Source organism: Thermophagus xiamenensis, assembly GCF_900112795.1.
Lineage (GTDB): Bacteria > Bacteroidota > Bacteroidia > Bacteroidales > Marinilabiliaceae > Thermophagus > Thermophagus xiamenensis.
Map to the genome: position 1 here is coordinate 106,159 of NZ_FONA01000012.1, position 14,469 is coordinate 120,627.

The following is a 14,469-nucleotide window of genomic DNA, read 5'->3' on the forward strand; positions in this document are numbered from 1 at the left end:
ATATGCCAGCTTCATAAACCTTAATTGAATTGTATTTAATTTATCCATAAAAAGACAACAACGCATTTAGACACCTTCTTTGTACACTAACTTAGCGGTCAAAATTCTTAAAATACATTTCCAAATTTAATTCCGAAATTAATGGTTCGGGGTTGTGATGGTCCGTAGATATAGCCTGCATCTCTGTAAATGCCTTTGTCATAATCGTCCTGTAATTGGTTGAAAATATTCTTCATTCCAAGGAAGAATTGTAATTCGGTTTCATTTGTTAAATGAATATCATAAGAAACCAACAAATCTGCAACAATGAAAGCTGAGGATTCTTCTAATTGCTCTCCGGAAATGATATCGCCCCGGTTTATAGCCTCCTCAACTTTTTGTGCCTCTTCCGGGTTGTCAAAATCATCGGGATTTAACCCGAAATGAGGTACTAACATTGAACCGGTGTAATTTAATGATAAGGAAGCATTAAAGTGATGGGATGGCCTCCAAATAAAGGTTGCGTAGCCATATTTATCGGGAGTTCGCATAAACTTCTTCGATGTACTATTATCTTCTTCACCCCACGGTTGGGGAGACTCATAACGACTGGTTTGTATTGTAAATCCTAACTGAGTTTCCAGTTTATTGGATAAAAAAGATTTCCATTCCATGTTTACCCCCGATACATATGCACCATCTTCGGCATTTACTCTCAAATAGGCAAAGTTGCCCTGGTCACCCAATGGGAAATAGGTATTGGCAAACGGGTCATTGAGTCGGGTGTAGAAGCCTTCAATCAGTAGATCATGGTAGGAATGTTCAATGTTAAAAACTGAATTGATAGATGCGGTAAATGAATCTGATGTTTCTTGCTTTAAGTTATCAGAGTTGAAAGTTTCAACACGGTTGGCATTTACCAACTCGATATGCAAATCTTCGTTAAATACCTGGGGGGCACGGTATCCGCGGGCATATCCTATGCGAAATCTAAAGTCCTTGGTGAATTTGTATAAGATGTTAATTCTGGGAATCCAAACTCCGTTATTGATATCACCAATATCACTTTCCAGGTCGTTGTCATAACGCATTCCAATTCCCAGGTTTACTTTATTGGATTTCCAATTTTGTTGCAAAAAAGTACCCAGGGTATTAACCGACTGCCTGGTTAATAAGGTATTGCTGCGACCATTTGCCCCAAGTTTGGTGTCTTTTAAATAATCCTTAGTATTATCGAAGCCTATCAATGTTGTCGAGTTGTTGAAGAGAAGACGGTTCATATTAAAGGAATAATAGCCACCTGCCGAATAAGTTAAATTTTTTGTATGTCCGTAAGCATTGGGGTCTTGTTCTGCACCATAATAAGAATCTCTGTCCACATGCTGAGCAGAAGCATAGAGGGTGAGTTTATCATATTTTCCATTGGTGAAAAGGTCGTAAGAAAGGTTTACGTCGGAAATAAGATGTTCCAACTGTTCGGCAATATCTGCCTCATGTGGAAGGTAATCCAACTTGTTTCCGCCACGGCGAAACTCTTGTATGCGGTAACGTGTTTACTTTCTTTGTCTGGCTTTTGTAGCCTAATCCGCTAACCCGAAGCATTAGCTCCCCTTCAGGAAGGTTTACCAAACGGTAGTGACCGGTGGCATCGGTCATGGTACCGATAGTAGTCCCTTCAACCGTTATGTTTATAAAGGGGACATGTTCGCCGTTGCATTGTACATCGCCTATGATATTGGCATCGGTTTTTTTCTTTTTTTCTTCATCCGAAAATTCCGGTGCTTGTTGAGCATTTGTAAAAAATCCGGATAAAATGATAATCGGTGTTAATAGTAATTTTCTGGCCATAAGGATTAAGTTTAAGTTTATAATTGAAAAAGCGAATAATTCCTTATTTAGGTTTCTTCCGAAACCTATTAACCCTATTGTATGTGGGTTTTCCCTTAAATTCTATAGATTATTTTTTACAGGTAATTTAACCCCAAATTAATGTTGTTAAGAGGCATACCAGAAGTCCCATGGCTATGGGAAGAAAGGTCGATACCAATGTCCACCTCACACTTCCTGTTTCTTTGTAGATGGTATATATGGTAGTAGAGCATGGGTTGTGTAATAGGCTGAACAACATTAGGTTTACGGCTGTTAATAGTGTCCACCCCCCTGCATGCAGCAAACTGGCAGTATCCCGGATGGAATCCAGTTCGAACATAACGCCGGCTCCGGCACCCACACCTGTCATATTTTGGGTCAGAACTGTTAACATCAAAATAGTAGGGATAACTATTTCATTGGCCGGTATTGCAATGATATAGGCAAGAAAAATAATTCCGTTGAGGCCAAATAAGAGGGCGATGGGGTCTGCCCAATGGATAAAGTGTTCTGCTATGCTAATGCCATCAACTTTTACATTGGCTACCAGCCATATTACAATACCTGCCGGGACGGCAAAAACTACTGCTCGCCATAAAACAAAGATTGTACGGTCAATTAATGAAGTATATAGTATTTGCCATATCCTTGGGGGGCGGTAGGGTGGAAGTTCCAGACTAAATGCGGAAGCCTCACCACGCAATACTGTACGGCTCAAACCCCAGGATACTACTAAACTGAGGAATATTCCCAATAGTGCAATGCCAACTACTGCAGCAGCTGATACTAAACCCGCCAGATGGGCCGGTACGGCTCCCCCAATAAATATGGTGGCTATTAGTATTTGCGTTGGCCATCGTCCATTACATAATGAAAAATTGTTGGTTATGATGGCAATGAGTCGTTCACGTGGACTGTCGATAACACGCGTGGCAATAACTCCGGCGGCATTACATCCGAAGCCCATGCTCATCGACAGGGCTTGCTTACCGTGAGCACCGGCCTTGCGAAACAGGCTATCCATATTAAATGCCACACGCGGCAAATAACCCAGGTCCTCCAAAAGGGTAAAAAGGGGAAAGAAAATAGCCATTGGTGGCAACATTACGGAAACCACCCACGCCATAGATAAATAGGCCCCGTCAATTAGTACACCATTTAACCACCACGGTAAGCCTATGGTAGTTCCCCAATCTTTAAGTATGGGATGAAGGGTGTCCAGAAGCAGTGATGCCAACAGCCCTGATGGATAATTGGCGCCCGAGACGGTAATCCAAAATACTAAAGCTAAAAGCAGAAGCATAATGGGAAAACCCAACCAACGGCTTGTAACTATTTTGTCTATTTTTATGTCTAAACTATATGCCGGTTTATTCTCATCAGTGGTAACAACTTTTCCGGCTATCTCAGCCGCATCGTTGTAAATACCTTCTATGACAGAGTCATGGAAGTCCATTCCCAACTTCCATCGTATGGTGTTGACCTTTGAGAGTAAGGCTTCCCGTTGTTTGTTGTCAGGAATCGATTCCTTTTCTTTATCGGCCATAGAAGTGTTACTCAGGAAACCCAGTTGTCCTGACTTTACAGCATCAATAATGCTTTGGTCGCCCTCCAGCAATCGAAGCGCTACCCAATCGCTATTGGGTATATCGGGAAAAATATTTTGCAATTGTTGACCAATTTCCTGAATGGCATGTCGAATTTTGGCGGGGCGCTTACGCGGTTTGTAAGGTTTGCATAAGTAACTGCCTGTTGCAACCTGTTCTATGGCGGTCATGAGTTCCTGCATGCCACGGTTACGGCGGGCTGCAGTCCCGACAACCGGAATGCCCAACTCGCGCGATAAGGCTCTTAAGTTAATTTGTATATGGTTGCGCTCTGCTTCATCCATCAAATTAACACATAACACTGCGCGGTCAGTGATTTCTAATATTTGTAAAGTGAGGTTCAGATTTCGTTGTAAGCGAGTGGCATCGGTTACAATAACCGTCACATCAGGTCGGCCGAATAAAATGAAATCTCGAGCTACTTCTTCATCGGTACTGGTCGACAGTAATGAATAAGTTCCGGGTAAATCTACCACTTTGTAACGCTTATTGTTAAAAGCAAATGCCCCTTCGGCACGTGTTACCGTTTTGCCCGGCCAGTTACCGGTATGTTGTCTGAGCCCGGTAAGGTTATTAAATACTGTGCTTTTTCCTGTATTCGGATTTCCTGCCAACGCAATAATATAATCGGTAGCAGAGGTGTCAATTCCCAATTGTTTAAGGTTTTCTTTATGGTGAATTGGACAGTTTTCACATCCTTGTGCTATTGACGTAATCATGCTTGTATTCTTAATTTGGGGTTTTACATAATTGGTATTCGCGGAAAAACCCAGGTTATTTTTGTATATAAATATTTTCTGCCTGGCTTTTTCTTATGCCAATGGTTGTATCCATAATACGATAACCAATTGGGTCTCCTGAAGCACTTTTCAGTAAAGCAGTAACGGGAGTTCCGCGGACAATTCCCAAATCCATTAGCCGGCGTCGCTCCTGTCCTCTGCAATTAGGTGATATTCCTGCGATACGTGCTGTTTCACCCAGATTAAGGTCGGTGAGTTTTTGGAAGTTTTGTGTGGATGGATTTGGTTCCTCTGATAGGGTTCGGACAGTCACTGAGGAGGCAAATAACGGGGTTAGGACACATTCTTCCCCATCGGCAGCAAAAGAAATTTTTTCTTTCTCCACATCCAGAATATAGATTTTCATTCCCGGATATAGGCCGATAGCTACCAATTGTTTATAGATGTATTCAGGCTCATCTTCCAGGTGTGTGATAATGGCATGATCGCCCTTTTGTAATGTATTAAGGGGTCGACCCTGAAAGTCAGGCAAATCACCTTGTGCTGTCGGGATAGGGTCTCCGTGAGGGTCAAAGGCCGGATTACCCATATCGGCTGCAAGAAGGTTGGCTTCTTTTTCCGAGATGAAATGTTCCCAATGGTCGGCTCTGGGGTGCCACTCGGTCTGGCCAACACCCGTTTCGTTGGCCAGATAGGTTTCCCAAATACGGTGAACACGGATAATGCGGAGGGAGTAAGATTTCCCGGCTTCTGTTAGTTGATAGGTCCCTTCCCTGTCAGAAATAAGACCCATTTTGGTAAGTCTTCCCAATAATTTATTGCAGCCTCGTTCTGTAATATTTAGATTACGGGCAATATCTTTCTTTTTGCAAGGTACCTTCTTATATTCACAGTCGTACAGAAATTTTAATGCGTCTTCAAGGAGAATCCTTTCATTGTTAATTTTAATAACTGCCCTTCGGGCAAGAATCCCTTTTCTTGGCCAAAATATCCATAAAATAAAGAGTATTAGCCCTGTTAAAATCGATATAACGACAATTATTTGAAATGTTGTTTCCATCGATATTAAGATTATTGTAGCTTGAATGATTAGATTAAGCAAATATATAAAGTTAGAAAGATCTAACAAATAGTTTTAGGAAATTTTATATATTTGTGGCAATCAAAAAAGAGCATCTTTGAAGACAAAGGAGAATTATCTTAAGGCGATGTATATGATAGTTCAGGAGGGAAAAAGTATCTCACTGTCTCTCCTGAGTGAAAAGATGGGTGTAAGTATCCCTACGGCAAATAGCATGGTTAAACGGCTTGATGATATGGGGCTTGTCAAATACAGAAAGTACAAGCCCTTAGAGTTGACGCCCAAAGGAAAGAAGGCAGCCGGGCGTATTTTGCGAAAACATCGTATTGCTGAAATGTATTTGGTCGAGCAGCTCGGCTTTAGCTGGGAAGAAGTCCATGATATTGCCGAAGAAATTGAACATATTCCTTCCGAAAAACTATTCGATAAAATGGATGAGGCTTTAGGCTTTCCGGAAACCGACCCTCATGGTTCGCCTATTCCCGATAAAAACGGGAATATGTCTTCAACGTGTTATGCCAAGCTGGCCGATATGGAAAGCGGTCAAACCGTTCGTTTGTGTGCAATACATAAAAGCGATGCCCCTTTACTTAAGTTTCTGAATCAAAAAGAGCTTAAACTTGGAACCATTATTAAAATTTTGCATATAGAGCCATTTGATAAGAGTATGACAGTTTCTTACGACGATTTTTCAGAGGTGGTGCTTTCAAATGATGTGTGTGTGAGGTTGTTGGTTGAAGTCTGTTGACAGAAAAGAATTTTGGGGCATTTATTAAAAAATGAACTGTAAATAAAATATTAAAAAAAAGTTTATTGAGAGAGTTGAAAAAGGATATTTTCTCCACCATTAGCATGCAAATTTCTTCTTATCCAAATTCCTGTTTGCAATCAGGCTCATTAAAATGTTGTTGATTAAAATAGTAAGATTTTTAACAGGGGACAAAACGCGGAGACGAAGAGACGCAAAGAGGGTATAGAGATGGGTTTTCAAATTAAAGGAAATTGGCGGCTGGAATCGAATCTAAAATTTTTTAGGTCGAAAATCAGCGGCCGAAATTGAATCTAAAATTTTTTAGATCGAAAATCAACGGCCGAAATCGAATCTAAAATTTTTCAGGACGAAAATCGACGGCCGAAATTGAATCTGTAAAATTACAGGCCGAAAATCGACGGCCGAAAATGAATCTGTAAAATTACAGGCCGAAAATTGACGGCCGAAATCGAATCTGTAAAATTACAGGCCGAAAATTGACGGCCGAAATCGAATCTGTAAAATTACAGGCCGAAAATCGACGTCCGAAATTGAATCTGTAAAATTACAGGCCGAAAATTGACGTCCGAAATTGAATCTGTAAAATTATAGGTCGAAAATTGACGGCCGGAATTGAATCTGTAAAATTATAGGCCGAAAATTGACGTCCGGAATTGAATCTGTAAAATTATAGGCCGAAAATTGACGTCCGAAATTGAATCTGTAAAATTACAGGTCGAAAATTGACGTCCGAAATTGAATCTGTAAAATTACAGGTCGAAAATTGACGTCCGAAATTGAATCTGTAAAATTATAGGTCGAAAATTGACGGCCGGAATTGAATCTGTAAAATTACAGGCCGAAAATCAACGGCCGAAATCGAATCTGTAAAATTACAGGCCGAAAATCGACGGCCGGAATCGAATCTGTAAAATTATAGGTCGAAAATTGACGTCCGAAATTGAATCTGTAAAATTACAGGTCGAAAATCCCCTAACACTAAATTGAAAAAATATTGTTCCTCAGTCGTTCCTGACAGAACCGGATGGTTCACTACATATGCATTTGGAATTTTGGGTTCAGGAAATGTCGTTTCGGGGGTGGGGGATAAAAGGGAAGGGGTACAGGGTTATAATACCTTTTTATGGTAAAATAAATTGCTGAGGTTCAATATACTTTGAAAAAGAGGTTGTTTAGAAAAATGAAACAATCTCTATAAAATGATGTAGCCTCTTTTATTATATTCTTCCAGTTCCTTCATTCATTAATCTCAAATTGCAATTCCTCTTACCTTTTTGTCGTAAAGGTCGTTAAACCATAATTGTTTAAACATTGTATTGACGCGATCTTCGGAAAGTTTATTGTAAAATTCAAGTTTGGTATTGATGAAATTGAGTAACTCACTATCAATCTCTTCATTGAATTTTTCCTGAATATTTTCTTTCGTGTTATTAGGATTAAAGAAACTCATTAATTCTTCGTTTGAATAGATGTTTTCTTTCATTTTTTCAAAATCCACACGGTCCTCCTCTGTTAAATCTAATCCAAAGGTGTCGTTCAACACTTTAATGATATTTGTTAACAAGTCGTATTCTTCTTCAGGTTTTCGATTTCCACCGCCGGGAGTCATGCCTTTCATTTCACCATCCCCGGAAACCAATTTTAAATCGGTAGTGTATTGGTGCTGTATTTTATAGCTGTGTAGTTCCACTTCACCCAATACATCTAAAGGCATACTTGATTTGATGTAAGGCAGTTTCTTTATTAATGCCGTTAGGAAAACGTAGTACTTTTCTAATTCCACATCAGTGAAAGAAATGATACCCCTTAAAAAGCGATATAGCTTGACAAAAGACTTGGCATCGCCCTTAAAGCCTGTTTGTTTATCTTCGTCCAATTCTTCCTCGTATCGGCGGCATACCTCATTTAAAATGGGTTGTAATTCTTCGTAGTTGTCACCTTTACGGAAAAATATATTAGCAAAAGCATCAATCTCGTTTTTATACAACAAATTGTAAGAGTCGATTTTGTTTTGGACATCATACAAGGTATTAGGGTCGGTTTGATGTTCTTCTTTCATGTAGTTTTTACCATAAAACCTTTGAAAATCTTCCAGAACCATTTCCGGGTCGTTTACAAAATCAAGCACCATCGTCGAGTCTTTTCCCTTGGTAGTTCTGTTCAAACGACTGAGGGTTTGTACCGTACTTGTACCCCCCAATTTTTTATCGACAAACATGGTATGCAGTAAAGGTTCATCGAAACCAGTTTGAAATTTATCGGCTACAATTAATATGCGGTATTTTGGTAATTTCAGGGCTTCCGGAATACTTATTTTACCTTGTAGATTATTCATGCTAACCTCGGTATAATCTTCGCCTGTTTCATCGTCACGAACGGTACCCGAGAATGCCACCAAAGCGTTGTACGGTAATTTCATCTCGCGCATGATATCATCAAACTTGCGCTTGAATCTAACGGCATGCAAGCGAGAACGAGTAACCAACATTGCTCGTGCTTTGCCCTGTATTTCATTTTGGGTTTGAGTCACAAAGTGTTCTATCATTATTCGGGCTTTTTTCTCAATGGCATGGTCTTGTAAATCGACATACGAACTTAATAGCTGCACTGTTTTTTTCTTCTCGTATTCTTTATCGGGTATTTCGTTCCGCTTTACAATTTTAAAGTATCGTTTAAACGAAGTGTAGTTCTTTAGTACATCAAGGATAAAACCCTCTTTAATTGCTTGCTCCATTGAATAAATATCAAAAGGAGCTTTTGAACCATCCTCCTGAACAGTCCCAAATAGTTCTATTGTTTTGGGTTTTGGCGTAGCGGTAAAGGCAAAAAAGGAGATATTTTTTTGAATACCTTTACTCTTTATTTCATCGGCAATAATTTCGTCTAAATCTTTATTTTTTGATTCCAGTTCTTCGGCAACTTCCAGGGAAAGGGATTTACGTAAATGTCCGGCAGCTTCGCCCGTTTGCGAACTATGTGCCTCATCAATAATTACCGCATAATTTTTATTGGGCAGTTTGGTAATGGTGTCGGAAATAACTGGAAATTTTTGAAGTGTTGTTACGATGATACGTTTTCCATCAAGAATTGCCTGTTTTAAATCCCTGGCAGATTTTTTCTCGTCAATATAAGCCACCACACCCGGGGTGTTATCAAGTTGTCTTATGTTTTCCTGGATTTGAGAATTAAGCACTCTTCGGTCGGTAACCACAATGGTAGAATCAAATAGCGCTTTATTATCGGTGTAGTTTTGGTAAAAACCCGATAAACGATAAGCCAACCATGTGATACTATTTGATTTTCCAGAACCGGCAGAGTGCTGCCCTAAATATTTCCCACCAACGCCATCTTTACGAACCGCTTCTAACATACGGAGAACCACTCTACGTTGATGGAAACGAGGGAATAACAGTTTTGTCGATGTTTTTTGCTTTAATGTTTTTGTTTTTTCATCGTAGTAGGTCTCCTTATCGGTTTGAATACTTATAAAGTTCTGAATTAAGTCCAATAAAGAATCTTTTCGCAAAACATCTTCCCACAGGTAAGAAGTAGCAAAACCATTGGCGTTACTGTTTTCCAATCCTTGATTAAAAGGTAGGAAAACGGTGGAATCTCCTTTTAGCTGGGTGGTCATAAATACTTTTTCAGTACCTACTGCAAAATGAACCAAACAGCGTTTAAATTCCAGAAAGGCTTCTCCTTTCGGATTACGGTCTTTCATATACTGTTTTATGGCATTGTGGTGGGTCTGACCTGTAAGCGCATTTTTAAGTTCCATGGTAACCACCGGAATGCCATTAATAAAAAGCACAATATCGATTTTATGGTTGTTTTTGTTTGAGTATTGCAACTGGCGAACAATGGCTAAACGGTTTTTTTTGTACCATTCTCCGTGTTCAGGGGTTTTGTTATTGGCAGGTTTAAAATAAACCATATTCAGCGACTGGCCACGGTCTTTTACCTTGTTGTGAAAAACATGCAGCGTTTTGTTTTTATTCAGATTACGCGCAATATTGTTTACTATTTGCTTATCCACATTAGCCCCGTATTGTTCTTTCAATGCCTTGTATTTTTCGGGCTGAGTGTCTTTTATAAAAGCAATTATTTCGCTTGGAATTACGCACAACTCCTTATTATATTCCTGAGGAGATATCACATGATATTCTTTTACCTCATTTACCAAATAATTTTCGATATGTTCTTCAAAATGTATTTCTTTTGTTCCTGTAGCCATAATCGTCTGAACTTTGATTCATTTGATATTGGGATTCCCCTGATTTTTTTGTTTATACTTCTTATTTACCAGCCGTTTAAATTGTAAACTTTTTGCTCCGAAATTGTCTTGAACTATGATTTTTCTTGATTGAATGAAAACTATGATTCCATTGTCTGAACTTTGATTCATTTGATATTGGGATTTCCCTGATTTTTTTGTTTATACTTCTTATTTACCAGCCGAATTGTAAACTTTTTGCTCCGAAATTAATTAATAATCCAACTTCTAAATCATATGCTTCCAAATAATTAATAGCTTGAGCTAAATGTACGTCTTCGAGTTTTGTGATTGCCTTTAGTTCCACTGAAATAACTTTTTCCACCAAAAAATCAACCCTACGTGTGCCGATTTGTTGATTTTTATAATAAACAGGCATTTCATATTCCCTGCTATAGGCAATACCTTCGTCAGCCATTTCTATGGCCAGAGCCCTTTGATAAATTACTTCCTGAAATCCGTTGCCCAACGCAGCATGAACCTTCATGGCGCAGCCAATAATTTTACCGGTCAGTTCGCTGTATTTATACGCTTTATTAATCATCTGTAATCCTTTAATCATAAAAATCAGAGGTTCAGACACTTTCCTACGGCTTAGACCATCCCCTTACATCTATTTTACCGGTTACGGCTTCGGATATGAGGGATTGACGGTAGAGCTTGAGCTTTTCGATGGATTCAATAATTTTTTCAATTGCTATATCAATGTGTTTTGTATTTTCTTCAATAAACAACGCAATATCATCTTGTTCTTTTTGTGAAGGAAATGGTATTTCAATATTAATCAAATCAGATGCATTTATCGCTGGATAGCTTACTCCGACAGACCTACTAATTACTTCATCAATGAAATTCTCACAACATACAACAGCTCCTAAAAAAGAAGACAAAACCTTTTTCGGGCGCAAGACTGCAAAGCCAGTTGATGCAATAAAGCCATCATGTATGACATCAATTTGAGCAATTGCTTTTAAATAAGTTCGGACAGTTGAAATGATTACATCATTTTTTCTTACTATTCTACGAGCTCTTGATGGTGCTTCTGAAAAGATTAATGTTTCATACTGCTCAATCCCTTTTTCAAGACTCACATTGCCAATTTCGATATAATTAATAACTTGTTCATCATCGATATTTTCAGAAAGAGTCTCATCATTGCATGTAACAACTCTTTTAAGTTTTTTTGTTTCCCAATGCTCCGGAATTTTTCCCAACCACTCAATGCCACTATCTTTCATAGGTACATTAGGATTTAAACCTTTGGTAACTGCCTCGTTAATGATGGCCTGGCGTTGCAGTTTAAGTTTTTCAATGAGTTGCTCTTTTTTCTCAATGAGGCTGTCTATTTGGGTGGTTTTGTGGTCGAGAAAGGAGGCGATGGCGGTTTGTTCCGATAACGAAGGTAAGACTACTTTAAGTTCTTTATACTTATCTGCTCCAATGTTCTGTATAGTAGCCTGATTAAATATGCTATCCTTCCATGAGGTGTATGAATTGGACTTTGTAAAATAGTATAAAAAGTCGGATGAAACTTTATTTTTATTTGGTGATGCTTTTATTAAATATCCAGCAAAACATGCAACACCATTATAGTTCTTAAACTGAAAAGTTTTGCCAACAGTGGCACCACTTCTAGCAAATAAAATATCATTATTTTTTAAGTAGTATCCTTCTGCTTTATCAAGTGGTAATGATTTAAAAGTTTCATCTTTTAATTTACCATCATCTCCAAAATCAGTAATGCGAATATACCGAGGTAAGGTTTTATCATCAAGTTCTGCAGACTCATTTGCTCCATATTGTAGAGGAGAATTAAGTAAATATTTCAAGCTCGCAATCTCCCAGGAAATAGGAATCTCACCAATCCACTCAATTCCACTATCCTTATATTTTTCGTATTTCTTCATTGTCTTGCACTATGATTTTTTTGATAGCTTTGAATACTATGATTTTTTGTTTTCATAGTTTATGACAATAATTCTTTTAATAATTTACTAATCTCTTGTTCTAATTCGGCAATTTCGGCTTTAATGGTTTCGGAACTTTCCAAATCTTTATATTTATAGAAATACCTGGTAAAGTTGATTTCGTAGCCAATGCGGGTTTTGTCGAAATCAATCCAGGCATCAGGCACATGTGGTTTCACTTCCTTTTCAAAGTATTCTTCAATATCAGCGGTTAAAGGCACCTTTTCTTTATCGCGTTTTTTGGGGTCGGGTTTGGGTTCTCCTTTCTTATTGGTTACTATGTTGCCATTTTCATCTAACAGAGGCTGTTCAATTGTTAGTTGATAATAACCAAAGTGGTCGTTGTCGAATATTTTGCAGTATTCGCCTTCTTCAAAATTGTTATAGATTTCAGCAATTTTGGCAATGAATTGTTCTTCAATGATGTTACGTTTGTTGCCCAAACTTTTTTTCATGGGATTGGCAAAAATATATTCCACCTTTTTACTGCCATTGGTTCCTTTTTCAATGTGGGCCGCTGCATTTATTAACTGAACCTTGCCTTTGCGTTTCGGTCTTTTTTTATTGGTAATAAACCAAATGTAGGTGTTGATACCTGTGTTATAGAATAGGTCCTTGGGTAATGCTATAATACATTCCAGCCAGTCATTTTCGATTATCCATTTTCGTATTTCGCTTTCGCCACTACCGGCATCACCGGTAAACAGGGGAGAGCCATTGGTGACTACGCCAATACGGCTGCCATCACGCTCCATTTTAGAAATCATGTGTTGCACAAATAACAACTGCCCATCGCTGGTGCGTGGCAAACCGGCATAAAAACGCCCTGCTGGGTTTAAGGCTTCGTTTTGAATGAATTTTTGGTCTTTCTTCCAGCTAACCCCGTAAGGTGGATTTGCCATCATATAATGGAAATGCTTTCCAACAAACTGGTCTTCTGAAAAAGAATTACCGTGTTTTATATTATTGGCATCTTCTCCCGTAATTAATGCCTCTGATTTGGCAATGGCAAACGATTGTTCGTTTATTTCCTGTCCGTAGGTTTTAATGGTTGGCTTGTTGGGACTATCGGCAAGCAAAACTTCTTTAATGTATTTTTTGCCCAGGTTTAACATACCACCCGTACCACAGGCAGGGTCGTAAATGGTTCGGATAATGCCGGGCTGACTTAGTTCTTCTTTTTCGGGTGCAAAAATAATGGCATTCATCAAGGCAATTACATCGCGCGGGGTAAAGTGTTCTCCTGCTGTTTCGTTGCTTTGCTCGTTTGAGATTCTGATTAATTCCTCAAAAATATAACCCATGCCGTGGTTGTCAATTTTATCGGTATTTAGGTTCACCTTACAGATGGCATCAATCATTTCGTAAAGCAACTTATTTTTAATCAGGCGAGCTACAATTTTATCGAACTGAAAATAGTCCAGTATTTCACGTACATCCGGGTTAAAACCATTCAGGTAATTATTGAAGTTAATCTCAATATTTTGAGGGTCGTCTTTTAGTGATATTAAAGTATGCTTTGAAGTGTTGTAGAACTTTAATCCTCCGGCAGCCTTGCGAAGGATGGGGTCGAGTTTATCTTCTGCTACTTTATCGTGAAAGTCATTGTAAGCTTTACGAACCTTTTCGTTAACAGCTTCTAAAATACAATCCAAGCGTCTGATAACTACAAAAGGTAACAGCACATCGCCTATTTCATTTTTCTTAAAGGCATTCCAAAGAACATCATTGGTTATTTGCCAAATAAATCCTACTTCTACTTTGCTGTTATTGTTATTGACTTCGTTGCTCATGTTTTGTTTCGATTTCTTTTTTTTCGTTGATAATGCAAATATAGTTTTTATGTGTGCAGTGGTGGTGCGTAGGTTAAAATTTTAAAATTCCAGAAATGTAATCTCCTTTAATTTGTTCTGAATCTTTCCCACCTAAGGTATTTATATTAGCCTGAATATCTTCAATTAATTTATTACTCACTTTACTATTTTCATTCTTTAAGTGACTTGAAAGTTGAATTTCATGTCCTTTCGTTATTTTCTCACCTTTACTGTTGAAATGATTAATCGAATCACCTGTGTAAATACGAAAATAGTTTGTCCAAATAGTTCTATCGTGCTCCGAAAATGATTTTTGTCCTCTCACATCTTACATCTAAACATCTAAACCGTTATGCCGCCCACGACA

General features: G+C 38.5%; 10 protein-coding genes. 1 reads left to right on the forward strand and 9 read right to left on the reverse strand.

From position 1 onward, the window contains the following. Positions 1-107: 107 nt before the first annotated feature. The 4 genes from BM130_RS08910 to BM130_RS08925 form a co-directional block, all read right to left on the reverse strand. Complete coding sequence (locus tag BM130_RS08910; RefSeq protein WP_010528851.1) at positions 108-1,490, reverse strand: TonB-dependent receptor plug domain-containing protein; 1,383 nt, start codon at positions 1,488-1,490, stop codon at positions 108-110. Then, positions 1,471-1,827 (reverse strand): carboxypeptidase-like regulatory domain-containing protein, encoded by a 357-nt coding sequence (locus BM130_RS08915; protein ID WP_010528850.1) that lies wholly within the window; start codon positions 1,825-1,827, stop codon positions 1,471-1,473. Before BM130_RS08915 ends, BM130_RS08910 begins: the two co-directional genes overlap by 20 nt. A 127-nt stretch (positions 1,828-1,954) precedes the next feature. Further along, complete coding sequence (feoB, locus tag BM130_RS08920; protein WP_010528849.1) at positions 1,955-4,174, reverse strand: ferrous iron transport protein B; 2,220 nt, start codon at positions 4,172-4,174, stop codon at positions 1,955-1,957. A gap of 55 nt (positions 4,175-4,229) precedes the next feature. Next, a complete protein-coding gene (locus BM130_RS08925) occupies positions 4,230-5,255 on the reverse strand; it encodes a metal-dependent transcriptional regulator (protein WP_010528848.1) in 1,026 nt (341 codons plus the stop codon). Positions 5,256-5,373: 118 nt separating this feature from the next. On the opposite strand from BM130_RS08925, the gene BM130_RS08930 reads away from it, so the two are divergent. After that, the gene (locus BM130_RS08930) at positions 5,374-6,024 is read left to right on the forward strand and encodes a metal-dependent transcriptional regulator (RefSeq protein ID WP_029626749.1); all 651 of its coding nucleotides are present in this window, start codon (positions 5,374-5,376) and stop codon (positions 6,022-6,024) included. A 1,273-nt stretch (positions 6,025-7,297) separates the two neighbouring features. Here the strand turns inward: BM130_RS08930 and BM130_RS08935 are convergent. The 5 genes from BM130_RS08935 to BM130_RS08955 form a co-directional block, all read right to left on the reverse strand. Further along, positions 7,298-10,282: a type I restriction endonuclease subunit R gene (locus tag BM130_RS08935; protein ID WP_044138752.1), complete on the reverse strand. Its 2,985-nt coding sequence runs from the start codon at positions 10,280-10,282 to the stop codon at positions 7,298-7,300. A gap of 214 nt (positions 10,283-10,496) precedes the next feature. Continuing rightward, entirely contained in the window at positions 10,497-10,865 is a 369-nt protein-coding gene (locus BM130_RS08940) for a GxxExxY protein (RefSeq protein ID WP_029626641.1), read from the reverse strand. A gap of 43 nt (positions 10,866-10,908) precedes the next feature. After that, positions 10,909-12,228 (reverse strand): restriction endonuclease subunit S, encoded by a 1,320-nt coding sequence (locus tag BM130_RS08945; protein WP_010527988.1) that lies wholly within the window; start codon positions 12,226-12,228, stop codon positions 10,909-10,911. A 59-nt stretch (positions 12,229-12,287) separates the two neighbouring features. Then, positions 12,288-14,081 carry a type I restriction-modification system subunit M gene (locus tag BM130_RS08950; RefSeq protein WP_010527989.1) on the reverse strand — a complete coding sequence of 598 codons (1,794 nt, stop codon included), beginning with the start codon at positions 14,079-14,081 and terminating at the stop codon, positions 12,288-12,290. Between the two features lie 73 nt (positions 14,082-14,154). Further along, positions 14,155-14,427, reverse strand: coding sequence for a hypothetical protein (locus BM130_RS08955; RefSeq protein WP_010527990.1), 273 nt, complete (start codon positions 14,425-14,427; stop codon positions 14,155-14,157). Positions 14,428-14,469: the final 42 nt, after the last annotated feature.

What these genes read in the sequence shown, in the direction of transcription:
- BM130_RS08915 (WP_010528850.1), bottom strand. Translation starts at nt 1,827, where the DNA reads ATGGCCAGAAAATTACTATTAACACCGATTATCATTTTATCCGGATTT.
- feoB (WP_010528849.1), bottom strand. Translation starts at nt 4,174, where the DNA reads ATGATTACGTCAATAGCACAAGGATGTGAAAACTGTCCAATTCACCAT.
- BM130_RS08925 (WP_010528848.1), bottom strand. Translation starts at nt 5,255, where the DNA reads ATGGAAACAACATTTCAAATAATTGTCGTTATATCGATTTTAACAGGG.
- BM130_RS08935 (WP_044138752.1), bottom strand. Translation starts at nt 10,282, where the DNA reads ATGGCTACAGGAACAAAAGAAATACATTTTGAAGAACATATCGAAAAT.
- BM130_RS08940 (WP_029626641.1), bottom strand. Translation starts at nt 10,865, where the DNA reads ATGATTAATAAAGCGTATAAATACAGCGAACTGACCGGTAAAATTATT.
- BM130_RS08945 (WP_010527988.1), bottom strand. Translation starts at nt 12,228, where the DNA reads ATGAAGAAATACGAAAAATATAAGGATAGTGGAATTGAGTGGATTGGT.
- BM130_RS08950 (WP_010527989.1), bottom strand. Translation starts at nt 14,081, where the DNA reads ATGAGCAACGAAGTCAATAACAATAACAGCAAAGTAGAAGTAGGATTT.